Annotated in this window: 19 protein-coding genes and 3 tRNA genes; 5 read left to right on the plus strand and 17 right to left on the minus strand. The window is 58.4% G+C overall.

What is annotated here, in order from left to right; all coding sequences use genetic code 11:
* Window positions 1-2: 2 nt before the first annotated feature.
* The 6 genes from QO005_RS01710 to QO005_RS01735 all read right to left on the minus strand — a co-directional run bounded on the left by QO005_RS01710 (window position 3) and on the right by QO005_RS01735 (window position 3,228).
* The gene (locus tag QO005_RS01710) at window positions 3-1,193 is read right to left on the minus strand and encodes an NADH-quinone oxidoreductase subunit D (RefSeq protein ID WP_307156235.1); all 1,191 of its coding nucleotides are present in this window, start codon (window positions 1,191-1,193) and stop codon (window positions 3-5) included.
* Window positions 1,194-1,214: 21 nt separating this feature from the next.
* On the minus strand, window positions 1,215-1,817 hold the full coding sequence (locus tag QO005_RS01715) for an NADH-quinone oxidoreductase subunit C (protein ID WP_307156236.1): 603 nt from the start codon (window positions 1,815-1,817) through the stop codon (window positions 1,215-1,217).
* An 18-nt stretch (window positions 1,818-1,835) separates the two neighbouring features.
* Window positions 1,836-2,420: a NuoB/complex I 20 kDa subunit family protein gene (locus QO005_RS01720; protein WP_307156237.1), complete on the minus strand. Its 585-nt coding sequence runs from the start codon at window positions 2,418-2,420 to the stop codon at window positions 1,836-1,838.
* Window positions 2,411-2,785 carry an NADH-quinone oxidoreductase subunit A gene (locus tag QO005_RS01725; RefSeq protein WP_307156238.1) on the minus strand — a complete coding sequence of 125 codons (375 nt, stop codon included), beginning with the start codon at window positions 2,783-2,785 and terminating at the stop codon, window positions 2,411-2,413. Before QO005_RS01725 ends, QO005_RS01720 begins: the two co-directional genes overlap by 10 nt.
* A 228-nt stretch (window positions 2,786-3,013) precedes the next feature.
* A tRNA-Asp gene (locus QO005_RS01730) sits at window positions 3,014-3,090 on the minus strand.
* Window positions 3,091-3,151: 61 nt separating this feature from the next.
* A tRNA-Asp gene (locus QO005_RS01735) sits at window positions 3,152-3,228 on the minus strand.
* Window positions 3,229-3,567: 339 nt separating this feature from the next.
* Here QO005_RS01735 and QO005_RS01740 point away from each other — a divergent pair.
* Both QO005_RS01740 and QO005_RS01745 read left to right on the plus strand, forming a co-directional pair.
* Window positions 3,568-3,643 (plus strand) — tRNA-Val (locus QO005_RS01740).
* Between the two features lie 177 nt (window positions 3,644-3,820).
* Window positions 3,821-6,973, plus strand: a complete 3,153-nt coding sequence (locus QO005_RS01745; protein WP_307156239.1) for a hypothetical protein — start codon at window positions 3,821-3,823, stop codon at window positions 6,971-6,973.
* A 113-nt stretch (window positions 6,974-7,086) separates the two neighbouring features.
* On the opposite strand, the gene QO005_RS01750 is transcribed toward QO005_RS01745, so the two are convergent.
* From QO005_RS01750 to QO005_RS01770, 5 genes are all read right to left on the minus strand, one after another.
* On the minus strand, window positions 7,087-8,055 hold the full coding sequence (locus QO005_RS01750) for a 5-oxoprolinase subunit C family protein (RefSeq protein WP_307156240.1): 969 nt from the start codon (window positions 8,053-8,055) through the stop codon (window positions 7,087-7,089).
* Window positions 8,045-8,920 carry a 5-oxoprolinase subunit B family protein gene (locus QO005_RS01755; protein ID WP_307156241.1) on the minus strand — a complete coding sequence of 292 codons (876 nt, stop codon included), beginning with the start codon at window positions 8,918-8,920 and terminating at the stop codon, window positions 8,045-8,047. Before QO005_RS01755 ends, QO005_RS01750 begins: the two co-directional genes overlap by 11 nt.
* Complete coding sequence (locus QO005_RS01760; RefSeq protein WP_307156242.1) at window positions 8,920-10,299, minus strand: acetyl-CoA carboxylase biotin carboxylase subunit; 1,380 nt, start codon at window positions 10,297-10,299, stop codon at window positions 8,920-8,922. The genes QO005_RS01755 and QO005_RS01760 overlap by 1 nt, the downstream gene beginning before the upstream one ends.
* Window positions 10,296-10,538 carry an acetyl-CoA carboxylase gene (locus QO005_RS01765; RefSeq protein ID WP_307156243.1) on the minus strand — a complete coding sequence of 81 codons (243 nt, stop codon included), beginning with the start codon at window positions 10,536-10,538 and terminating at the stop codon, window positions 10,296-10,298. Before QO005_RS01765 ends, QO005_RS01760 begins: the two co-directional genes overlap by 4 nt.
* A gap of 119 nt (window positions 10,539-10,657) precedes the next feature.
* Window positions 10,658-11,434 (minus strand): 5-oxoprolinase subunit PxpA, encoded by a 777-nt coding sequence (locus QO005_RS01770; protein ID WP_307156244.1) that lies wholly within the window; start codon window positions 11,432-11,434, stop codon window positions 10,658-10,660.
* 145 nt (window positions 11,435-11,579) lie between these two features.
* Between QO005_RS01770 and QO005_RS01775 the strand changes: the two genes are divergently transcribed.
* Window positions 11,580-12,479, plus strand: a complete 900-nt coding sequence (locus QO005_RS01775) for a LysR family transcriptional regulator (RefSeq protein ID WP_307156245.1) — start codon at window positions 11,580-11,582, stop codon at window positions 12,477-12,479.
* A gap of 207 nt (window positions 12,480-12,686) precedes the next feature.
* On the opposite strand, the gene hupB is transcribed toward QO005_RS01775, so the two are convergent.
* The 4 genes from hupB to clpP all read right to left on the minus strand — a co-directional run bounded on the left by hupB (window position 12,687) and on the right by clpP (window position 18,205).
* Entirely contained in the window at window positions 12,687-12,962 is a 276-nt protein-coding gene (gene hupB / locus QO005_RS01780; protein ID WP_307156246.1) for a DNA-binding protein HupB, read from the minus strand.
* 207 nt (window positions 12,963-13,169) lie between these two features.
* Window positions 13,170-15,590 (minus strand): endopeptidase La, encoded by a 2,421-nt coding sequence (lon, locus tag QO005_RS01785; RefSeq protein ID WP_307156247.1) that lies wholly within the window; start codon window positions 15,588-15,590, stop codon window positions 13,170-13,172.
* Between the two features lie 416 nt (window positions 15,591-16,006).
* A complete protein-coding gene (gene clpX / locus QO005_RS01790; RefSeq protein ID WP_307156248.1) occupies window positions 16,007-17,284 on the minus strand; it encodes an ATP-dependent Clp protease ATP-binding subunit ClpX in 1,278 nt (425 codons plus the stop codon).
* A gap of 288 nt (window positions 17,285-17,572) precedes the next feature.
* Window positions 17,573-18,205, minus strand: coding sequence for an ATP-dependent Clp endopeptidase proteolytic subunit ClpP (gene clpP / locus QO005_RS01795; RefSeq protein WP_307156249.1), 633 nt, complete (start codon window positions 18,203-18,205; stop codon window positions 17,573-17,575).
* A 567-nt stretch (window positions 18,206-18,772) separates the two neighbouring features.
* Between clpP and QO005_RS01800 the strand changes: the two genes are divergently transcribed.
* Together QO005_RS01800 and QO005_RS01805 are read left to right on the plus strand one after the other, a co-directional pair.
* Window positions 18,773-20,029 (plus strand): GGDEF domain-containing protein, encoded by a 1,257-nt coding sequence (locus tag QO005_RS01800; RefSeq protein ID WP_307156250.1) that lies wholly within the window; start codon window positions 18,773-18,775, stop codon window positions 20,027-20,029.
* A gap of 29 nt (window positions 20,030-20,058) precedes the next feature.
* Complete coding sequence (locus QO005_RS01805; RefSeq protein ID WP_307156251.1) at window positions 20,059-21,321, plus strand: cytochrome P450; 1,263 nt, start codon at window positions 20,059-20,061, stop codon at window positions 21,319-21,321.
* Window positions 21,322-21,328: 7 nt separating this feature from the next.
* Here the strand turns inward: QO005_RS01805 and QO005_RS01810 are convergent, their stop codons facing one another.
* Together QO005_RS01810 and QO005_RS01815 are read right to left on the minus strand one after the other, a co-directional pair.
* Window positions 21,329-21,667 carry a cupin domain-containing protein gene (locus tag QO005_RS01810; protein WP_307156252.1) on the minus strand — a complete coding sequence of 113 codons (339 nt, stop codon included), beginning with the start codon at window positions 21,665-21,667 and terminating at the stop codon, window positions 21,329-21,331.
* 5 nt (window positions 21,668-21,672) lie between these two features.
* The gene (locus QO005_RS01815) at window positions 21,673-22,956 is read right to left on the minus strand and encodes an O-acetylhomoserine aminocarboxypropyltransferase (RefSeq protein ID WP_307156253.1); all 1,284 of its coding nucleotides are present in this window, start codon (window positions 22,954-22,956) and stop codon (window positions 21,673-21,675) included.
* Window positions 22,957-23,178 lie beyond the last annotated feature (222 nt).

The following is a 23,178-nucleotide window of genomic DNA, read 5'->3' on the forward strand; positions in this document are numbered from 1 at the left end:
CATCAGCGGTCCACCTCACCGAACACGATGTCGAGAGATCCGAGGATCGCCGTGACGTCGGCCAGCTGATGGCCGCGCGTCAGGAAATCCATGGCCGCCAGGTGCACGAAGCCCGGAGCGCGAATCTTGCAACGATAGGGCTTGTTGGTGCCATCGGCGACGAGATAGACGCCGAACTCGCCCTTGGGGGCTTCAACGGCGGCATAGACCTCACCGGCGGGCACGTGATAGCCTTCCGTGTAGAGCTTGAAGTGGTGGATCAGCGCTTCCATCGAACGCTTCATTTCCCCGCGCTTCGGCGGCACGACCTTGCCGTCCAGCGAGGAGACGGGGCCGGTCTTCGCATCTCCCAGCAGCCGGTTGACGCACTGCTTCATGATCTTCACCGCCTCACGCATTTCCTGCATGCGGATCAGGTAGCGATCATAGCAGTCGCCATTCTTGCCGACCGGAATGTCGAAATCCATTTCGGAATAGCACTCATAGGGCTGCGCCTTGCGCAGGTCCCAGGCCGCACCGGAGCCGCGCACCATCACGCCCGAGAAGCCCCAGCGCCAGGCGTCCTCGAGGCTGACAACGCCGATATCGACGTTACGCTGCTTGAAGATGCGGTTTTCGGTCAGCAGGCCTTCGATATCATCGAGAACCTTGAGGAAGGGGTCGCACCAGGCACCGATATCCTCGACCAGTTCCGGCGGGATATCCTGATGGATGCCCCCCGGACGGAAATAGGCCGCGTGCATGCGCGCGCCGGAGGCACGCTCATAAAACACCATGAGCTTTTCACGCTCTTCAAAGCCCCAGACCGGCGGCGTCATTGCGCCGACGTCCATGGCCTGCGTCGTGACGTTCATGATGTGGGACAGGATGCGGCCAATTTCCGAATAAAGCACGCGGATCAACTGACCGCGAATCGGAATGTTCAGCCCCAGCAGCTTTTCAACCGCGAGACAGTAGGCATGCTCTTGGTTCATCGGCGCGACGTAATCGAGCCGGTCGAAATAGGGCAATGCCTGGAGATAGGTTTTCGCCTCGATCAGCTTCTCGGTGCCGCGATGCAGAAGGCCGATATGTGGATCGACGCGCTCGACGATTTCGCCATCCAGCTCAAGGACCAGACGCAGAACGCCATGGGCCGAAGGATGTTCGGGGCCGAAGTTGATCGTGAAGTTGCGGACGGAATGTTCGGTCATGAGCCTGACTTTCACGCTCCCTTACTTGGCAGCCTTCTCGTCACCGGGCAGCACGTAATCCGTGCCTTCCCAGGGCGAGAGGAAGTCGAAATTGCGGAATTCCTGCCTCAGTTCGACAGGCTCGTAAATGACGCGCTTTGCGGTATCGTCGTAGCGCACTTCGACAAAACCGGTCAGCGGAAAATCCTTGCGCAGCGGGTGCCCTTCGAAACCGTAATCCGTGAGGATGCGGCGAAGATCCGGATGGCCGGTGAACAGGATACCGTAAAGATCCCAGGCCTCGCGCTCGAACCAGTCAGCGCCGGGGAACATCGGACAGATGGACGGAACCGGCGTGGTTTCATTCGTTTGCAGCTTCACGCGGATGCGCTGGTTCTGCCTGGGCGACAGAAAGTGGTAGACCACATCGAAACGGTCGAGCCGCTTCGGGTAGTCAACGCCGCAGACGTCGACAATATTGATGAAACCACAGCGCGGATCGTCACGCAGAAAGGTCACCAGTTCGATCAGCTTGTCCACCGTGGTCGAGACGGTCAACTCGCCATACGCCACCTCGGCAGCCGTGATGAGGCCAGCTGCCTTTTCGCTGATGTGGTTCGAAAGCTCCAGAAGGGCTTCACTCATAGCTTCGGTCCCTCGCCCTTACCGTTCAATCGTACCGGTACGGCGGATTTTCTTTTGCAGCAGCAGCACGCCATAGAGCAGCGCTTCTGCCGTGGGGGGACAGCCCGGCACATAGATATCGACAGGCACGACCCGGTCGCAGCCACGCACCACGGAATAGGAATAGTGGTAGTAGCCGCCGCCATTGGCACAGGAGCCCATGGAAATCACATAGCGCGGCTCCGGCATCTGGTCATAGACCTTGCGCAACGCAGGCGCCATCTTGTTGGTCAGCGTACCGGCCACGATCATCACGTCCGACTGGCGCGGAGACGCACGCGGCGCAACGCCGAAGCGCTCCATATCATAACGCGGGCCGGAAGCCTGCATCAGACCTTCCACGGCGCAGCAGGCCAGACCGAACTGCATCCACATCAGCGAGCCGGTCCGCGCCCAGGTAATCAGAGCCTGGGTCGAGGTAACGATAAAGCCCTTATCGGCCAGCTCGTCATTGATTTCACCGAAAAAGGCGCTGTCATTGCCGATCGGCTTGCCGGTCGACGGATCGAGAATACCCTTGGGCTGCGGCGCCACCAGGGTTCCTGTCTGACGGGTCACTCCCATTCCAGGGCTCCCTTCTTCCATTCATAGATAAAGCCGATGGTCAGCACACCGAGGAAGACCATCATCGACCAGAAGCCGAACCAGCCGATCGCACCGAACGAAACCGCCCACGGAAACAGGAAAGCCACTTCGAGATCGAAGATGATGAAGAGAATGGACACCAGATAGAATCGGATGTCGAACTTCATGCGCGCATCGTCGAAGGCATTGAAACCGCACTCATAAGCGGAGAGCTTTTCAGCATCGGGCGCCTTGAATGCGACTGCGAAGGGGGTGATCAGGAGAGCGAGGCCTATAACCATCGCAATGGCGATGAAAACCACGATCGGAAGGTAGGAACTGAGGAGTTCAGTCATCATATCCATCCCTGCCTGCAAAAAACGTCTGGCGACATCTACGGCCCTTGGGCCGGCAGGCGAAAAAAGACTGTTGCAACGAGCCGTGGTTAGCGCAGCCTGAGAGGTTGCGCAAGTCCGCGAAATGCATTTCGCACATGCACATGAAGAGTTTAATAAACACTTCAGGCAAGTGTGAACAGAGGCTAAATTCCGAGAACTACAAGAGACAACCAACTCGGATAAAGTGGAGAAAAATGGCGCGAGTGACGGGGCTCGAACCCGCGACCTCCGGCGTGACAGGCCGGCACTCTAACCGACTGAGCTACACCCGCGCATTATGAAGCCCGAAGACTTCCGAATGGATCACCATTCAACTTACCGTGAGAGACAAGATGGCGCGAGTGACGGGGCTCGAACCCGCGACCTCCGGCGTGACAGGCCGGCACTCTAACCGACTGAGCTACACCCGCTAATCTTGAAGGAAAGAAGCTTTCCTCTCTCACCGAAGCGGCAACCGCCGTTCGATGAGCGGCTAACTAAGTCCTTCCTTCATGGGTGTCAAGCAGCATTCAAGACAAAATCGTGACCCTTTGAATTTTCTTGGAGACATGCCTGGGGAAAACCGGGAGACGAGGCCAAGACCTTCAAAACACAGCGATTTAGAACTGTTTTCTTTCATATATTTAGATCGATTTTGGCTGCAAATCCGCCAAAAATGCAAAAAAATCGTCACAACACTCTTGCGGTTTTTGCAAACACGAAATACATCACAGCCACCGACGCGGCGGCGACAAGCTGCAAAACGCGAAGGGCGATTAGCTCAGTTGGTAGAGCGCCTCGTTTACACCGAGGATGTCGGGAGTTCGAGTCTCTCATCGCCCACCATTTTTCCTTATGTTACGCTCGATTATTTGCCTCTGTGTTGCGCTGCGCAGCCGGGGTCTTTCGTGGCTGCGGCTCCGTCGTATCAGCTCAGCGTCTTTACCTCCAGCAAACGATCAAGCGACCCTCCCACACCCAATTGCCGCAAACGTCTCATACGGCTTTGAGCGCGGAGCGTCGATGAAGTTGCATACTGGCGCGCCCTTCCCTATCGGCATCATAAAGCATGTGCGGAGGGAAAACCGCGACTGCACTTTTCCTGGAAATGGTCATAGACCGACCCATCGCTTCAACGCGACGGCGGAGCCGTCACTTTCGCATTCGGCAGATCTTCCTCCTCATCAAGACAATATTGACAGATCTGTGAAAGCAACGTTTATTTATTTACGAAACTTAACCTTAATGGTTTATGTTTTAGAAAAATCTAAAAACGAAATATTGAGCGGAAGTTACCTTTCATATCAATTTTCAACAATGAGGGGCAATCAGGCTCAGCCATATATTTCGTATAAGGGGAACGAAATGGCTGTCACCACCACCGTGAATACACTGGATTATTCGTCACTCATCGTTACGCCGCAGCAAACCGGCGACGATTCGAGCAGTGAAAAAACATCGTCATCCAAATCCGGCACGTCTACCACACGCATCTCACCTTATTCGATCAAGGACGGAACGACCTCGAACCTTTCCCTGACGACGACAGGAGACGAAAAAGCCTCCTTCGTTTCGTTGGCGTCCACCACGGATACCAGTACGGAAGATCCGACGGCACCGATTCAAGATACGATTGATCTGCTGTTCAACTCTGATTTCATGACCGAAATCAACGAGGGCTTCATGTATGGCCTCAAGCAGAAGGACAAATCATTCGAAAGCCTGGACGTACTGCGCAATCCGCAGAATTACACGCCTGAGCAAAAGCTCATCATGTATCTCGATCTGTTGCAGACGCAGTCGACCTATCACCAGTATGTCGATCATCTGGGCGACAATGAACGGGGCACGAATAATGGCGATGAGGTCAATGGCGATCTGAACAATGCCATCGCGATTCTGGGCGCTGACCCGGATGTGAAGGCGCAAATGACCGAGAAGGTTCTGAAAGCCTATAAGCTGATTTTCGAAGGCTATCGCGTCTCGCCGGCCGATACGGACCAGGATGTGATGACGCTGATGGATCAGACGATGACGCGGGACAATAATATGAAGGCGTTGAGGCAAAAAATCCTCGATGCCTATCAGAAGGACGTGGTGCAGGGGGGCATTCTGGATGAGGGCCTTGCCGCAGGCAAGGATATCAACACCATCAGCCAGGAATACAACACCGCGCTTAGTTTTTATTCGATGGTACTGCCCGACGACATGGTGAAGGCCGGGGCGAGTGCGGCAGCGAAAAAATACGCGGAATTTTTCGACAAGAACATCATCACCCATATGAGCGACGCCAAGGAGACTCTCGATGGGCTGATCAATGAAGGTTTGGGCACCGGCTTGACAGACAACCAGAAGCTGGGTCTGGGTTCCATCATTCCGGTTTTGGACAGCAGCCTGGTGAAACAGGGCGGAGACGTCTTTGGCGATCTCCATATCGACCTTTCAGCCTTGCAGAAGGTGGCCGAATCCGATGTGAACTACAAGGATGGCGATGGCGTCTCGCGGCTGTTCGACGCCAGCGTCGAGGCCATGGCAGAGCAGTGGTATGGTACCGGCGCAGACAAGGCCAAGGACCGCGAACATTTCAAGCAGGATGTGCTCAACCGGTTGGAGCCTCTGCTGGAAAAAGCCGCTTCCGGTGAAATGAGCCTCGCCGATCTTGCTGGCAATCTGGAGCGCGCCGTTTCAGGGTTGAAATCGCTTGGCGGCGATGTGAACGGCTATCAGAACCTTGTGCAGACCGCTCTTCAGGGACTGCTGCTGGGCGCCAGTCTCGTCTCGAAAGTCCCGACGAACGAAACAGACGGCATGGCCCGGGTCATGCGCGCAACGGGCAACCTGTCCACCTATTCGGTCAACGATGTCATCACCATGCTGACGGAAGCCACCGGGCTGGCGGGCCAAGGAATGGCGGCAAGCGGGGGCAGTTCTCCGTTCTTCATCGGCAGCACGGCAAGCGCCGGGATAGCCAAAACGATGTTCGGGGTGGATAACAAGGCCTGGAGCAAGACCGTCAGCAACCTCAACCTCTCCTACCTGGATAAGGATCTGCTGCAGTCGAGCCTGAAAAGCACGTCGCAAACGATCTCCAATCTTGTGAAAACATTGCTGGGTGACACGAATATCATCGATCCCATCGTGATCACGACAGCTGACGAAAAAGCAGCTCTTGATAAGATCATCGCCCCCAGTGCCGATGCCTTGGCCAATACCTATTTCGCCAATAATGCGGATGCGATTGCTCAATACAAAAGCAACTTTACCACTATCTTCGCCGCGATGTGGGGATTGCTGAAACCGGGCGGCAGTGTCGATTCCATCAAGGCCCAGATCAGCAAACTGATCGACCAGACCGTAACGTCAGCGCCAGCCGGCGTTGATTCCGCGAAATACAAGGAGACCTTGCTGTCGGGCGTGACCACGGTGCTGAATGCCTCGCGAGCAATCTATGCCGGTCTCAACATGACCAACCCGACCTGGGACAGCATCGGCCTTGTGATCATTCATAGCGTCTCGGCCTTGGCGACCACCGCTGCGGCACTGGGAGACGCCGTCAAATCGTCCAATCTCAGCTTCATCGGTTCACTGACAGGCAGTGCCGGTGAACTGGCCGTGGCGGAAAACAAGGTTATCACAGCCTTTTTCAAGAATACCGGCACCATTGCGGGCGGCATTGCCGCGGTGGGCTGGCTGCCGGTGGAATATTATCAGTTCCTCAAGGCCATAGACCAGGGCGGCGGCGATCCTGTGGATCTGATTTTCATGGGCATTGGAACGGCAGCGGATACGGTGGGCGCCTTCGAAGGCATCACCGGCGTTGCCTATATGCTGGCAAACTCGACCTTTCTTGGCCGCACCGGCGCAGCCATTGGTCTCGCAACCGGCGTGTTTTCGACCGTCTTTGCCGTTGCGGGGGCCGTCTCCTGGGCGGCTTGGGCCGGGCTTGCGATCTATCAGAGCATCAAACAGGAAAAAGAGTTCAAGAAACAGACCGACAACATCAACGAGATGCTGTCGCGAACGGTCAACGACACCGTGAACCTTTATATAAAGTCGTCGCCGACGGGCCGCATATACATCCCGCCGAAGATCGAGGAGGTCGTCACGACCCCGGATGACTGGGACGCTATAAAGGCATCCGCCGAGGCCAACCGGCGGTCGGAAACGGGTGCATGACCGGCCAATATCCCCTAATAAGCATCGGGCTCGAAAAGCCCGATGCTTGAAACAGTTTTGAGGCTTTCCGCATTTTTTTACGGAAAACCGGACTCCACTTTTCCTGTAAATGCTCAGAAAAGCGCACGAATCCGGTTCACATCCGCAAGGGCTGCCTGGCGCGCCGCAAGCGCTTCCTCCATGCCTACCTTGATAAAACGCGTGGGCGTATGCGGCTGCAATTGGCCGATCAGGTCCATATCGGCGGAAATCACCGTGCCGATCATGAAATAGCCGCCGCCCGAAACGGCATCCCTGTGCAGGATGATCGGCTCGGTCCCGCCCGGAACCTGAATGGACCCATACGGATAGCAGCTGTCGACGATGTTGGAGGGGTCGGAGCCTGCGCCAAAGGGTTGCTCACGCTCCACGAAATCCAGCTTGCGCCCGCCACGGAAGCGATAGCCCATGCGGTCGGCCTCGGGCGCCACCTTCCATTCATCCTCAAAAAAATTGCGCCCTGCGGATTCGGTGATTCGATGCCAGTAAAGGCCGGGCAGAACACGCAACTCCGCCAGCATGCCGGGCGCGCGGCGCAGTTTTTCCGGCACGCTGCGGCCTTCCGCAATGCTGCTTGCAGCGCCCACCGGCAGTTCATCGCCTTCGGCCAGCGCCCTGCCCTTGAACCCACCCAGCGCGCCAATGGCATAGGTGGAGCGGGACCCCAGCGCCAGCGGCACGTCGATCCCGCCGGAAACGGCGATATAGATGCGTGCGCCCTTGCGCAGAAAATCAAACGACAGAACCTGCCCCTTGCGCACGGCAAAGCCGGTCCAGCCGGGCTTTTCCTTGCCGTCCAGCTTGATCGGCATGTCGGCCCCGGTGACGGCCACCACGGCATCCCGCTGGAATTCGAGCTTGGGGCCGAGAAATACCGCTTCCAGGGCTGCTGCCCCTTCCTCATTGCCCACCAGCAGATTGGCCGCCCGCAAGGCCAGCCGGTCCATGGCCCCGCCCTGGGGAATGCCGAGATGGAAATAGCCTGGGCGGCCAAGATCCTGGATGGAGGTTGCAAGCCCGGGATGAAGAACCTTAATGGCCATGGAGCGCCTCCTCCAGCTTGGCGTTGTAACCGTCGATATCCTTCTGGAATTCCCTGAGATCGAACAGCACCTCGCGGATCGGCGGCGTAAAGCGGCCCTTGTCCACATCTTCCACCGCCTGATCATAGGCGTCCCGATCGATCGGCTTGAACTTGACGATGTCGCCCGGACGGAAAAACACCATGAAGTCCTTGAGATAGGAAATGCTCTGGGTGGGATCGTAGATCGGCATGGGAGTGATGCCGAACATCTGATAACCGCCCGCACCGCGCACTGAATAGATGCAGCCGAAGCAGCCGCCATGGCCTACCGTCAGGCGGGGCGTATCCGTGCGCGGGCGCAGATATTTCGGCACCTGGATCTGCCGCTGCCGCTCGACCATCTGGTACATGAAGGGCAGGCCGGAAACGAAGCCGACCATGGAAACGAACCAGGGCGAACCGGCATGAGCGGCGATGAAATCCTCCACCGTGCCGTAGTTGTTCACCCGCGCGGCATAGTCCAGATCCGTTCCGGCGGGGTCCTGATGGCGCTCCCGAAAGCGCATCAGCGTCTCATGCGTCCAGGGATCACCATAAAACACCGGAATTTCGATGATCCGTGTCGAAATCACCGGCTCGGCGCGGGCTGCCGCCGCCTCGATGGCCTGCACTTCGCGCAGCATGTCGGCGGGATCGATGATGTCGGGATCGAACTTGATCTGGAAGGAGGCATTGGCCGGGCAGATTTCCGTCACACCCTTGATGGCAGCTTGGCGCACCCCGTTGGTCATGGAAAGCGAAGCGAAGAAAGCCTCCAGAGACATCTCCTCGCTACATTCCACGAAGAGGTGTTCGTCACCCCCGAATGTATAGCGCATCGGCATCAGACAAGCTCCTTGGACGGGGTGGCGGGAAAGGCCGTTTCCAGCCAGGGTTCGAGAAAGCGGGTATGGACATCGCCCGCCAGCACGGCAGGCTCCTCAGCCAGCGCCACATGCAGCGGCACGGTGGTGGCAAGGCCGCCTATGTCAGTGGCCGCCAACGCTGTCTTCAGACGAGCAATGCAGGCCTGCCGGTCTTCGCCCCAGACGACGAGCTTGCCCAGCAGCGAATCATAGAAAGGCGGCACGCTGTAGCCTTCATAGAGGAAGCTGTCGAAGCGCAGCCCCTCCCCCTGCGGAATGGTGAGGGTCGAGACCGTGCCGGGCGCGGGCAGGAAGTTTTTCGCGGGATCTTCCGCCGTGATCCGGCATTCGATGGCATGGCCGCGCACCACCACATCCTCCTGCCGGATGGAGAGCGGCGCGCCGCCAGCAATCCTGATCATTTCCTGGACGAGATCAATGCCGGTGATCATTTCCGTCACCGGATGCTCCACCTGGATACGGGTATTGACCTCGATGAAATAAAAATCGCCCGTCTCGTCGTCGTACAAATATTCCACCGTGCCGGCGCCGCGGTAATTCACCTCGCGGGCCAGCCGCACGGCGCTTTCGCACAGCGCCTTTCTGGCCTCGTCCGGCAGGCGGAAAGCGGGGGCTTCCTCCCACACCTTCTGCCGCCGCCGTTGCAGCGAGCATTCGCGCTCGAAGCAGTGAATGGCGTTTTGCCCGTCGGCGAGAATCTGCACCTCCACATGCCGGGCGCGGGTGATGACTTTTTCGATGTAAAGCCCGCCATCGCCAAAGGCAGCCTGGGCTTCGGCGGAGGCTTGCGGAAACAGCCGTTCGAACTCTTCCAGCGTTTCGGCAATGCGAATGCCGCGCCCGCCGCCACCGGCGGCAGCCTTGATCATCACCGGAAAACCGATAGCCTCGACCAGCGGACGGGCCTTTTCAAGTGAATCCACCCGACCATCCGAACCCGGGACGGTGGGAACACCCGCCCGAGCAGCAATCTTGCGCGCTTCCACCTTGTCGCCCAAAAGCGCGATTGCTTCCGGTCTGGGGCCGATGAAGATCAGCCCGGCCTCTTCCACCGCTTTGGCAAAACCGGCATTTTCCGAAAGAAACCCATAGCCGGGATGAATGGCCTCGACGCCCGTCTCCCGCGCCGCCTTCAGCACAGCCTCAATGTTCAGATAGGACTTTGCTGCCGATGGCGGGCCGATTTCGACCGCCTCATCCGCAAGCTTCACCGCCAGCATATCCCGGTCGGCTGCGGAATGAACCTGCACCGTGCGAATGCCCATGGCCTGGGCGGCGCGAATGATGCGCACCGCTATTTCCCCGCGATTGGCAATGAGCAGCGATGTGATGCTCATGCCTGAACCTCCGCCAGCACCTGCCCGGCCATCACCGGCTCATTATCATCCACCTGGAAGGCGACAGCCGTGCCGGAGACATCCGCCCGGATTTCATGGAAGGTCTTCATCACTTCGATCAGGCCGATCACCTCGCCAGCCGCAACCGTTTCGCCATCGGCCTTGAAGGGCGCGGCATCCGGCGACGGCTTGCGATAAAAAGTGCCCGGCAAAGGGGATTTGATCTCCAGCGTGCTCATGCTGTTCTCCGCTTTTGTGGTTATTGAGAGCGCCTTTCGATATGACTGAATCAGACCGGCGCTTTAATTATTTGCTTTTGAAGCATAATCTTGGTCGTGCTCGTTCCACTCCGGTCGAATTATGCTCTCAGAATTTCGGAAATCGGCGCGATGCGAATGCCCTCGGCCAGCAGCCCGGCCCGCATCTGCCTGACGATGTCCAGCGCTCCGAGCGTATCGGAGTGGAAACAGATCGTCTCGAAGGGAATGTCGATATCCCGGCCGGTCACGGTCGTGACCTTGCCTTCGCGGCAGGCCCGCACCACCTTGCGCGCCAGGGCGGCAGGGTCGGGCCTGCCGGCATCGCGGGTGAAGACGATGGAGCCGCTTTCGTCATAATCTCGGTCGGCGTAAAATTCGCGGGCAACCGGCTGGCCCGCTTCCCGCGCCGCGCGCTCGGTGGCGGACCCGGCCATGCAGAACACATAGGCATTGGGGGCGACCGCCCGCATATAATCGATGAAGATCTGCGCGAACTCGTTATTGACGGCCATTTCCATATAAAGCGCCCCATGCGGCTTTACATGCTGGAGGCTTGCCCCATGACGGCGGGCAAATTCGCGAATGGCGCCTACCTGATAGACGATGTCGTTCACCAGTTCCCGCGCCGTGCCCTGAATGCGGCGGCGACCGAAACCCTGCAAGTCGCGATAACCCGGATGGGCACCCACTCCCACCCCATGCGACACCGCCAGCCGCACCGTCTCATCCATCAGATTGGGATCGCCTGCATGAAACCCGGCAGCGATATTGGCGGAACTGATCAGTTCCATCAGGGCGCTATCCTGGGTATCGCCTACATGCCAGCGCCCGAAAGCTTCACCCATGTCGCAATTGATATCGACTATCTCTTTCACTGAAATGTCCCACCTGCCTGTTATTTACCCAATCAGAGGGTCTGCTTGCGATATGGGCAGAGACTAGGAAAGATTTTTTCATTTGAAAAATACTGTTTTTTGAAGATCAATATCAAAAAAACAGATACAGGAAGAGATCCTTTCCATGGCGCTCAGCCTCAAGCAACTTCGCTATTTTGTCGCCACGGCGGAGGCGGGACAGGTCTCGCAGGCGGCGGTCAATCTCGCCATTTCGCAGTCGGCGGTGACCACGGCCATCAAGGACATGGAGGAAACCGTCGGCGCGGCGCTTTTCGAGCGCGCGGCTCACGGAATGGATCTCACCATTGCCGGGCGGCAATTGCTGTCCCAGGCCTATGACATCCTTCAGAAAGTGGAGGAAATGACCAAGCTTGCCCTGCCGGCAAGCGATGTTGAAGGCAGCCTGACCGTTGCGGCCAGCTATACGGTGATCGGCTATTTTCTGCCTCAGCATATGGAAAGGCTGCGGCGGCAGTTTCCCGGCATCACCATCAAGCTCTTCGAACTAAACCGCGAAAGCGTCGAGGAAGGCTTGCTGACCAACCGCTACGACATCGCCGTGATGCTGACTTCGAACATTCTCAATTCGGAACTGACGACGGAAAAGCTTTTAAGCTCGGCGCGCAGGCTCTGGGTGCCCTCGCGCCACCGGCTGCTTTCCCTGCCCGCCATCGGCCTCAAGGATGTGGCGGAGGAAGATTACATCATGCTGACGGTGGATGAGGCCTCGCACACCTCGCTGAAATACTGGAGCCAGACGCCCTATCTGCCGCGCATCACGCTCAGAACCTCTTCGGTAGAAGCCGTGCGATCCATGGTGGCCAATGGCCAGGGCGTGGCGGTTCTTTCGGATATGGTGCATCGCCCCTGGTCGCTGGAAGGGCGGCGGATCGAAACCATCAATCTCAGCGATCCGGTCCCCTCCATGGATGTCGGCCTTGCCTGGCGGCGCAATGTGGAGTTCAGCCCGGCCATGATGGCCTTCCGCTCCTATTTCCGCCGCGCGTTTCATTTGCCGGATTAGAGCATTTCCAGGAAAAGTGGAATTCGGTTTTCCGTCCGGAAATGCGTCAAAACAAAAAACCCGGCACGAGGCCGGGCTTTTTGCAGATATTTATCCAGGATTGTCAGGAGAGAAGTGCGGCGGTTTGCTTTTACACATTTCCGGAGGGAAAAGCGGTTTTCACTTTTCCTGGAAATGCTCCAGGGCCATCACTTCCTCCTCGATCCATCAGCCGTTAACGGCGTCCTTCAGGCCCTTGCCGGCAGTGAACTTCGGCACGTTGCGCGCCGGAATGTCCACTTCAGCACCCGTCGACGGGTTACGGCCCTTGGAGGCTTCGCGGCGCGATACCGTGAAGGCACCGAAACCGGCCAAGCGTACATCACCGCCATTCTTCAGCTCAGCCTGTACCGTGTCGAAAACGGCATCGACCGCAGACGCGGCATCAGCCTTGGTCAGGCCGGCTTTTTCAGCGACTGCGGATACGAGTTCAGTCTTATTCATGTTTCCACCCTTTCTGTATGGCATGAAACGACTCAAAAACGTCAAACCGGGAGAACCTCGTCGATCCACCGGCCCGTCACAAGCCAAAAGCACCTGTATTGCCTGAAAAACAAGGGTTCTCAGCGCATTTACACAAAAAAAGGGCTGGCAAAAGCGCCAGCCCCTTGGGTTTTTGAGGATTTAAGGCAGGCATGAGGCCAAATGGCCTCAATGTGCCACGGTTGCGCCCGAATCTTCGGTGGCTTCCACCGAGCCGATGGCGGGCGTTTCTACCGTACCATCCCATTCAATCGGCTCAGGCACGCGAATGAGAGCATGTGAAATCACCTCGCCCATACGCGACACCGGCACGATTTCCAGACCGTTCTTCACATTGTCTGGAATGTCGGCCAGGTCCTTGGCGTTTTCCTGCGGGATCAGCACCTTCTTGATGCCGCCGCGCAGGGCGGCCAGAAGCTTCTCCTTCAGGCCGCCGATCGGCAGAACCCTGCCCCGCAGCGTGATTTCGCCGGTCATCGCCACATCCTTGTTGACCGGAATACCGGTCATGACAGAGACGATGGCCGTTGCCATGGCCACACCCGCAGACGGACCATCCTTCGGGGTCGCACCTTCCGGAACGTGAACGTGGATATCGGACTTGTCGAACCGCGGCGGCTCGATGCCGAAATCAACGGCCCGCGAGCGCACATAGGATGCGGCGGCGGAAATCGATTCCTTCATCACGTCCTTCAAATTACCGGTGACGGTCATGCGGCCCTTGCCCGGCATCATCACGCCTTCGATGGTCAGCAGTTCGCCACCCACTTCCGTCCAGGCGAGACCCGTGACGATCCCGACCTGATCCTCACCCTCGGCTTCACCGTGACGATAGCGCGGCACGCCGAGATAATCATGGATGTTGGCCGCAGTGATCGCCACCGACTTGGTCTTGCCCTTGATGATCTCCGTCACGGCCTTGCGGGCGAGCTTCATCAACTCGCGTTCGAAGCTGCGCACCCCGGCTTCCCGGGTATATTGCTGGATCACCGCAACGATGGCGTCGTCCGAAACCGAGAACTCCTCCGGCTTCAGGGCATGTTCCTTGATGGCCTTCGGCATCAGATGCCGCTTGGCGATCTGCAGCTTCTCATCCTCGGTGTAACCGGCGATGCGAATGATTTCCATGCGGTCCATCAAGGGACCGGGAATGTTCAGCGTGTTCGCCGTCGTGATGAACATCACGTTCGAGAGGTCGTATTCCACCTCAAGATAGTGGTCCATGAAGGTCGAGTTCTGTTCCGGATCCAGAACCTCCAGCAGGGCCGAAGAAGGATCGCCGCGGAAGTCCATGCCCATCTTGTCGATTTCATCGAGCAGGAAGAGCGGGTTGGACCGCTTGGCCTTCTTCATCGACTGCACGACCTTGCCGGGCATGGAGCCGATATAGGTGCGGCGGTGACCGCGAATTTCGGCCTCATCGCGCACGCCACCCAGCGCCATGCGCACATATTCACGACCGGTCGCCTTGGCAATCGAGCGGGCGAGCGAGGTCTTGCCGACGCCGGGAGGGCCGACGAGGCACAGGATCGGCCCCTTGATCTTGGTGGCGCGGGCCTGCACGGCCAGATATTCGACAATGCGCTCCTTGACCTTGTCGAGACCGAAATGGTCCTCGTCCAGGATCTTCTCCGCAAGGTTCAGATCGACCCGCACCTTGGACTTCTTGCCCCAGGGCAGACCGAGCAGCCAATCGAGATAGTTGCGCACCACCGTGGCTTCCGCCGACATCGGGCTCATGTGGCGCAGCTTGCGCAGTTCCGCGTCGGCCTTTTCCTTGGCTTCCTTGGAAAGCTTGGTCTTGGCAATACGCTCTTCCAGTTCGGCCATCTCGTCACGGCCGTCTTCACCGTCGCCAAGCTCCTTCTGGATCGCCTTCATCTGCTCGTTGAGGTAATATTCGCGCTGCGTCTTTTCCATCTGGCGCTTGACGCGCGACCGGATGCGCTTTTCCACCTGCAGAACGGAAATCTCGCCTTCCATGAAGCCCAGCGCCTTCTCCAGACGCGTCTTCACGCTCACCGTTTCCAGCATTTCCTGCTTCTCGGTGATCTTGATGGAGAGGTGCGAAGCCACCGTGTCGGCGAGCTTCGAGTAATCCTCGATCTGGCTTGCGGCGCCAACCACTTCCGGCGAAATCTTCTTGTTCAGCTTGACGTAGTTTTCGAACTCCGAAACCACCGAACGCGACAGGGCTTCCACCTCGACGGCATCTTCTTCCGGCTCGGCCAGCACTTCGGCCTGGGCTTCGTAGAAGTCTTCCCGACCGGTATAGCTGGAAATACGGGCGCGCGCCTTGCCCTCGATCAGCACCTTGACGGTGCCATCGGGCAGTTTCAGCAATTGCAGCACATTGGCAACCGTACCCACCTTGTGAATGGCGGCAGGTTCCGGATCGTCATCGGCTGCGTTGATTTGTGTGGCCAGCATGATCTGACGGTCGGAGCCCATGACTTCCTCAAGGGCACGAATGGACTTCTCGCGCCCTACGAAGAGCGGCACGATCATGTGCGGGAACACCACGATGTCGCGGAGCGGCAATACCGGATAGGTATTGGTTTCGCCAGCGACAGAGGTCACTTTAGTCATTCCAGTTCCTTTCATCGTCCCGTTGCCGGGACCCAAATCCGCGCTATCAAAGCCGCGGGGGACATGGTCCTGTCTCTTCCTAGAAGTGGAGAGAGAAGAGGTACAATTCAAGCCCGAAATCGTTCACATGCCCCTCAGAGACCAGGCGGCGCGAGGTGGAAACACCTGCGGCAACGCCGGGATCTTTCCGTGGGCCAATTTCATGATGCATGCCGAAGCCTACGCCACACTGGAGAGACAAAAGGCGATTCTTCGGCATCACGGCATTTGCCGATCCTATCGCCATTCAACGGCTGGCGCAAATAGGCCGAAAGCGCGTGTGATCAGGAAAATCACAGGGGAAACGACGGTTTGCACATTGCAGAAATCAAGAAGCCCGCACAAGGCGGGCTTCTGATCGGTATTGATGCCGGTGATCAGGCCGAAGCGTTGGCCTTTTCTTCCTGACGATCGGCGTAGATGTAAAGCGGACGGGACGCACCCTTCACCACCTCGTCGGAAATGACCACTTCGCGCACGCCTTCGAGTTCCGGCAGTTCGAACATGGTATCCAGCAGGATCTTTTCCATGATCGAACGCAGACCACGGGCACCGGTCTTGCGGACGATGGCCTTGCGGGCAATCTCGCGCAGGGCGTCCTCGTGGAAGGTCAGTTCCACGTCTTCCATCTCGAACAGGCGCTGGTACTGCTTGACCAGGGCGTTCTTCGGCTCGGACAAGATCTGGATCAGAGCGTCCTCGTCCAGGTCTTCCAGCGTCGCCAGAACCGGCAGACGGCCGATGAATTCCGGGATAAGGCCGAACTTCACCAGATCTTCCGGCTCCAGTTCACGCAGAACCTCACCGACGCGGCGATCATCCGGCGCTGCAACCGTCGCGGCAAAGCCGATCGAGGTCTTTTCGCCACGCGCGGAGATGATCTTGTCGAGACCGGCGAAGGCGCCACCGCAGATGAAGAGGATGTTGGTCGTGTCCACCTGCAGGAATTCCTGCTGCGGATGCTTGCGGCCACCTTGCGGCGGAACCGAAGCCACGGTGCCTTCCATGATCTTCAGCAAGGCCTGCTGCACGCCCTCGCCCGACACGTCGCGGGTGATGGACGGGTTGTCGGACTTGCGGCTGATCTTGTCCACTTCGTCGATATAGACGATGCCGCGCTGGGCGCGCTCGACATTATAGTCGGCAGCCTGCAGCAGCTTCAGGATGATATTCTCGACGTCTTCACCGACATAACCGGCTTCCGTCAGCGTCGTCGCATCGGCCATGGTGAAGGGAACATCGATGATCCGGGCCAGCGTCTGGGCGAGATAGGTCTTGCCGCAGCCGGTCGGGCCGACCAGCAGGATGTTCGACTTCGCAAGCTCGACATCGCCACCCTTGGAGGCATGTGCGAGGCGCTTGTAGTGGTTGTGCACAGCGACGGAGAGGATCTTCTTCGCCTGCTTCTGGCCGATGACATATTCATCCAGGATCTTGATGATGTCCTGCGGGGTCGGAACGCCGTCCCGGGACTTCGCCATCGAGGATTTGTTTTCCTCGCGAATGATGTCCATGCAGAGTTCGACGCATTCATCGCAGATGAATACCGTCGGCCCGGCAATCAGTTTCCGGACCTCGTGCTGGCTCTTGCCGCAGAACGAACAATACAGGGTATTCTTCGAGTCACCGCCGTTGCTTCCGCTGACTTTGCTCATAACTTTTTCCTTCCAGCACGCCGCGCCAGCGTCAAGCCACGCGGTCCACTACACCGCCCCGGCAGCCACCCCTTCAGTGGCCGGGGCGAATTTCAATCGAAGGGACTCTCCAGTTCACACCCTTAGATAAGCGAACCGGCGGCAACGACAACCTCCGACCTCGAACTCCAGACTATGTCATAAAAATTCAACATAGCCTTAATACCGTTTCATCGCGCGTTCGGCCACCCTTTAAAGCCCTTGTTCCGATCAGACCTTGGATTAAGGGCAGTCAAGAGGCAGAGCCGATCAAGAAGCCGTTACTCCTTCGATCTCCGCCCGCGTGGTGAGGATCCTGTCGACCAGGCCCCAATCCTTGGCCTCGCCCGCTTCCATGAAATGGTCACGATCGAGCGTTTGTTCAACCTCTTCATAGGTGCGGCCCGTGTGCTTGACATAAACCTCGTTCAAGCGGCGCTTCATCTTGATGATGTCGCGGGCGTGACGCTCGATGTCGGACGCCTGGCCCTGGAAGCCGCCGGAGGGCTGGTGCACCATGATGCGGGCATTCGGCGTGGCAAAACGCATGCCCTTTTCGCCGGCAGCCAGAAGCAGCGATCCCATGGACGCAGCCTGACCGACGCAAAGCGTGGAAACAGCCGGACGGATGAACTGCATGGTATCGTAAATCGCCATGCCTGCCGTCACGACGCCGCCCGGCGAATTGATGTAGAGAGCGATTTCCTTCTTGGGGTTCTCGGCCTCAAGGAAGAGCAGCTGGGCGCAGACGAGCGACGCCATGTGATCTTCAACCGGGCCGGTCAGGAAGATGATGCGCTCCTTGAGCAGACGCGAGTAGATATCATAAGAGCGCTCGCCGCGATTGGTCTGCTCCACAACCATCGGCACCAGGGCCATGGCGGTATCAACTGGATTTTTCATGTCCGTCCTTTTCAACCCATTCCAGACCCATGCAGGGCGGGAATCAATCCTCTCATGTCAATCCCTACATAGAGCGTCCGGTCCCCCGACTTCAAGACTGCAGGCCGGGATATCCTTAAATCAAGGCCTTCCCGCCGCCGCTTTCCAAAGCCTCTCCACATCCGGGCCATGCCCTGCTGCCCCATCATGCCCACACCGCATGTCTGGCATGCAGTTCCGGCACATATGAGCTTTCCATAGCACAAGCGGAGCGGGCTGCGCCTGCCAAACCCGGATAGGCACAAGAATGGTTGTACAAGGCGCACAGAAAAGCGAGTCTATGGTGAATGAGAGGTCAAGAAAAACAGGCTTTCGCCACAGCTCCAACCACCCTGGAAAACACCAGGGCGTGCAGTTTTTCATCCATCTCGCAAAACGTGTTTTATTTCTGTTTTCATTTGTCTTTTTTGGCAAATCATCACTTTTTCCTCTTTTTCAAACCCTCTGAAATACCGGGGAAATTTAACTGGACGTTCACCTTTGCAGTTCGATAAGACTTGAAAAACTTTCTTTTCGAGGCTGGCCGCCGTGTTCGATGTCAGAACCGCTTTCCTGATCTGGGGCATCCAGGCCCTGACGCTCGCGATTCTGCTGATCACCGTATGGTTGCATGACCGGCAACGCTCCTATTACATCTGGCTTGCGCTCGGCTTTGCGGCCCATGGGCTCGGCGTGGTGGTGGTGGGCATAAGGCCATTGCTGCCTTTCAATATTCCGCCACATACCGTTACTCTTCTGGCCATGCTGGGTCTGGCCTTCTGGATCACGGGCCTTCGGCGGCTGGACGACAGATCCCCCTCCCTGGCATCGCTGCTGCCGCTGGCCGTCTGGACGATGGCCATGCTTTTGCCGCTGCCGCGCGACATCTATTACATTCAGGTGGTCCTGCATCAGGTTCCGAACATCGTCGGCTTTCTGATCATGGCGCGGATCGTTGCGACGAGCCGGGTCAGCAGCCCTAAATACCGGCATCTCCTCACAGGCGTCTGGTCTATCCAGGCCCTCAACAACCTTCTTGTCGCCGTCTATGCCGCGATGAACCAGCCCGGTTCTTTCGCGGAACTGACCATCGTGCCCTATATCGGCGTTTTCGGCATTATCTGCCTGGTGGCGGCCATCGTGCTGTTGACCAAGATCATCATGGACAAGAGCGAGTTGCGTCTGAAGGATCTGGCGCGAACCGATCCACTGACGGGCGCCCTGAACCGGCGCGGCCTGATCGAATCGCTGCCAGCCATGAAAGCCAGATGCGGCAAGGACAGGCAACTGGCGCTTCTGGTGTTCGATCTCGACTTCTTCAAACATATCAATGACAGCTTTGGCCATCAGTCCGGTGATACGGTGCTGACGGCCTTCGCCACCATGGTGCGGGGCACAATTGGCTCGAAGGGCCTGTTCGCCCGCAGCGGCGGCGAGGAATTCAGCGCCATTCTGCCGGTGGACGAATTGCGTCAGGCTGCGTTTCACGCAGAGCAGATCCGTCAGATGGTGGCCGTCACGCCGATTGCCACCGAAAGCGGCATCGTGCGGCTGACCGTCAGCGCCGGTCTGTGCGCCAGCCCTCCCGAAAGCTTCGACTTCGATAAGATGATGAGCCGAGCCGACACCGCCCTTTACGCCGCCAAGGCCGAGGGACGAAACCGTGTGGCGGTGGCGAAGGAAAGCAGCTATTTCTGCCTTACGCCGACGGAAGACAGCGGCACGCCCGCCGCCATCGATTCCGAGGCAGACCGGCAGGTGGCTGCGCTGCGCCGGCTGTCGAAGCGCATCACGCCTCCGGCGTAAAAGCGCCATTTTCCATCGGATGAGTATTCATGACCGGCCAGCATAGGGTTTCGCCCTTTCCCTTTCTTTCCATCGACGCGACATCGAGACAGGTGAGCCTCGATGCGCGCGATGCCGCTTTTTACGCCGATCCCAATCCCGTCTATGCCGCCTTGCATGCGGCAAGCCCCACCTTTTACTGGCAGGAACAGAAACAATGGTTCTTCACCGGCTACGACGCGGTGAACGGCCTGCTGCGCGACAAGCGCTTCGGCCGGCAGATCCTGCATATTGCCACGCGTGAGGAGCTGGGTCTGCCGGAACCGGCCGCCCATACACGTCACTTCGACAAGGCGGAGGAATGGTCGCTTCTCGAGCTTGAACCACCGGAGCACACAAGGCTGCGCACTCTGGTCAACCGCGCCTTCGTCTCCCGACATGTGGAAAAGATGAGCGGCGAGATCGCCGATCTCGCCAACCGGCTGATCGATGATTTTGCGGGAACCGGTGAAACGGAACTGCTCTCCTCTTTTGCGGATATCATTCCCGTGACCATGATTGGCCGGATGATCGGCATACCGGACGATATGGGACCGCAATTGCTGAAATGGTCGCATGACTATGTCGGCATGTACATGTTCAAGCGCAGCCGCGCCGACGAGGATGCCGCGGACCGCTCCGCCCGGGAATTTGCCGATTACGTGCGGCAGGTGATTGCCGAGCGCCGGAAAACGCCGCGCGAGGATCTGTTGAGCCACATGATCCACACGGAGCACAAGGGCCAGTATCTGACCGAAGACGAGCTGATCTCCACCACCATCGTGCTGCTGAATGCCGGGCACGAGGCGACGGTTCACCAGATCGGCAACAGTGTGCGCATCATTCTCGAAAGCGGGCTCGCTCCTGAGGATCTGTTCCGGGATGCAGCGGCCACCGAGCGCACCGTGGAGGAATGCCTGCGCATCTGCGCGCCGGTCCACATCTTCCAGCGCCATTGCCTGGAGCCCTGTGAGATCGATGGCGTTACCCTGAAGCGCGGCGACAGGATCGGCCTTATCCTTGCCGCCGCCAATCTCGATCCGCTGAAATTTACCGATCCGCTGACCTTCAAGCCGCAGCGCAATGAAGGCGCCAATCTTTCCTTCGGCGCCGGTATCCACTTCTGCATCGGTGCGCCGCTGGCGAGGCTTGAGCTGAACATCGTCCTGCCCCTGCTCTTCAAGCGCCTGCCGAAGCTCAGGCTCGCCGCTCCCCCAAGCGTCAAGGATGTCTATCACTTTCACGGGCTGGAGCGGCTGGACCTGACGTGGTGAAAGGTCTTTATAGACGAATCACATAATCCTTTCGGGTGGTCTCCACCACTTCCCATGTCCCGGTAAATCCCGGACGCAGGATGAGGCGGTCGCCCTTGCGCAGGTGCACGGGCTCGCCGCCATCCCGTGTCAGGATCGAGTGCCCTTCGAGAATGTGGAAATACTCCCATTCGTCGTAGACCACCCGCCACTTTCCCGGCGTCGCCTGCCAGACACCGCAATAGAGGCCGTCGCGCTCCTCGAGGTTCCAGCTGAGAAACTGCGGGTCCCCGGCAAGCAGCCGGTCGGGCGCGGGCGCGCCCTCCTCCGGCTCTATGCCCGTCAGATCGAAAGGTTGAAGAAACATCGGGTTTACGCCTTTTCCAATGCCTGCTCGAGATCGGCAATGATATCCTCGGGATCTTCGATACCGATGGAAAGCCGCACCACATCCGGTCCGGCGCCAGCGGCCACCTGCTGCTCCGGCGTCAATTGCGCATGAGTGGTGGAGGCCGGATGGATGACGAGGGAGCGCGTATCGCCGATATTGGCAAGGTGCGAGAAGAGTTCCAGCCCTTCCACCAGAGCCTTGCCGGCGGCATAACCACCCTTGACGCCAAAGGTGAAGACAGCCCCTGCCCCCTTCGGCGAATAGCGCTGCTGCAGAGCGTGGTTCGGATCATCCGGCAGACCGGCATAGCTTACCCAGGCCACCTTGGGATGGTCCTTCAGCCAGCGCGCCACCTTCAGCGCATTGTCGCAATGGCGCTGCATGCGCAGTGGCAGCGTTTCAATGCCGGTTTGCAACAGGAAGGCATTCATCGGCGCGATGGAGGGGCCGAGGTCACGCAGACCCAGCACCCGGGCGGCGATGGCAAAGGCGATATTGCCGAAGGCTTCCTGAAGAATGACCCCACCATATTCGGTGCGCGGTTCCGAAAGGGCCGGATAGCGCCCCGGCTCCGACCAGTCGAACGTGCCGCCATCTACAATAATGCCGCCCATGGAATTGCCATGGCCGCCGAGGAATTTGGTGGCAGAATGCACCACGATATCCGCACCATGCTCCAGCGGGCGCACCAGATAGGGGCTGGCCATGGTGTTGTCGACGATCAGCGGCAGGCGATGACGCCGGGCGATCGCCGCAATCGCGGCGATATCCACGAAAGTGCCGCCGGGATTGGCAAGGCTCTCGATGAAAATGCCCCGCGTGCGCTCATCCACCAGCGCCGAGAAGCTTTCCGGATCGGCGGTGTCGGCCCAGCGGACCTCCCAGCCAAAGCTCTTGAAGGCGTGACCAAACTGGTTGATCGAGCCGCCATAGAGCTTCTTTGCCGCGATGAAATTATCGCCCGGATTGAGCAGGGTGTGAAACACCAGAAGCTGCGCCGCATGACCTGAGGCCACCGCCAGTGCCGCCGTACCGCCTTCAAGCGCGGCCACCCGCTCTTCCAGCACCGCCTGGGTGGGGTTCATGATGCGGGTATAGATATTGCCGAACTGCTTGAGACCGAACAGCGCCGCCGCATGATCGGCATCCTGAAATACATAGGCCGTGGTCTGATAGATCGGCGTGGCGCGCGCACCCGTCGTCGGATCGGGCTCCGCCCCGGCATGCACTGCAAGCGTTGAAAACCCCGGATTGGTCTGAGACATGGTATCCTCCCCTATCCATCAGATTTTTCTGATGTAAATCTCTTGATTTCAATTTGACCGGTTTGCGCAACGAAGACAAAAACCTCGCGGCGGACGCGGTGATCTTATCCGGCCAGATCGTCAAGAAAACGAATAGCTTTGCGTTTTACAACCGGTTTCGAGGCAGATTGATCTGCCTGCAAAGCGTTATGCGGCAAAACCGCTGCCTGGAACGATCTCCAG

Origin of the sequence: Allorhizobium paknamense (assembly GCF_030815125.1) — a bacterium.
GTDB classification, from domain to species: Bacteria; Pseudomonadota; Alphaproteobacteria; order Rhizobiales; family Rhizobiaceae; genus Allorhizobium; species Allorhizobium paknamense.

Coding starts and splice junctions, on each gene's coding strand:
- QO005_RS01710 (WP_307156235.1), bottom strand. CDS start 1,193: ATGACCGAACATTCCGTCCGCAACTTCACGATCAACTTCGGCCCCGAA.
- QO005_RS01715 (WP_307156236.1), bottom strand. CDS start 1,817: ATGAGTGAAGCCCTTCTGGAGCTTTCGAACCACATCAGCGAAAAGGCA.
- QO005_RS01720 (WP_307156237.1), bottom strand. CDS start 2,420: ATGGGAGTGACCCGTCAGACAGGAACCCTGGTGGCGCCGCAGCCCAAG.
- QO005_RS01725 (WP_307156238.1), bottom strand. CDS start 2,785: ATGGATATGATGACTGAACTCCTCAGTTCCTACCTTCCGATCGTGGTT.
- QO005_RS01745 (WP_307156239.1), top strand. CDS start 3,821: ATGAAGTTGCATACTGGCGCGCCCTTCCCTATCGGCATCATAAAGCAT.
- QO005_RS01750 (WP_307156240.1), bottom strand. CDS start 8,055: ATGGCCATTAAGGTTCTTCATCCCGGGCTTGCAACCTCCATCCAGGAT.
- QO005_RS01755 (WP_307156241.1), bottom strand. CDS start 8,920: ATGCCGATGCGCTATACATTCGGGGGTGACGAACACCTCTTCGTGGAA.
- QO005_RS01760 (WP_307156242.1), bottom strand. CDS start 10,299: ATGAGCATCACATCGCTGCTCATTGCCAATCGCGGGGAAATAGCGGTG.
- QO005_RS01765 (WP_307156243.1), bottom strand. CDS start 10,538: ATGAGCACGCTGGAGATCAAATCCCCTTTGCCGGGCACTTTTTATCGC.
- QO005_RS01775 (WP_307156245.1), top strand. CDS start 11,580: ATGGCGCTCAGCCTCAAGCAACTTCGCTATTTTGTCGCCACGGCGGAG.
- hupB (WP_307156246.1), bottom strand. CDS start 12,962: ATGAATAAGACTGAACTCGTATCCGCAGTCGCTGAAAAAGCCGGCCTG.
- lon (WP_307156247.1), bottom strand. CDS start 15,590: ATGACTAAAGTGACCTCTGTCGCTGGCGAAACCAATACCTATCCGGTA.
- clpX (WP_307156248.1), bottom strand. CDS start 17,284: ATGAGCAAAGTCAGCGGAAGCAACGGCGGTGACTCGAAGAATACCCTG.
- clpP (WP_307156249.1), bottom strand. CDS start 18,205: ATGAAAAATCCAGTTGATACCGCCATGGCCCTGGTGCCGATGGTTGTG.
- QO005_RS01805 (WP_307156251.1), top strand. CDS start 20,059: ATGACCGGCCAGCATAGGGTTTCGCCCTTTCCCTTTCTTTCCATCGAC.
- QO005_RS01810 (WP_307156252.1), bottom strand. CDS start 21,667: ATGTTTCTTCAACCTTTCGATCTGACGGGCATAGAGCCGGAGGAGGGC.
- QO005_RS01815 (WP_307156253.1), bottom strand. CDS start 22,956: ATGTCTCAGACCAATCCGGGGTTTTCAACGCTTGCAGTGCATGCCGGG.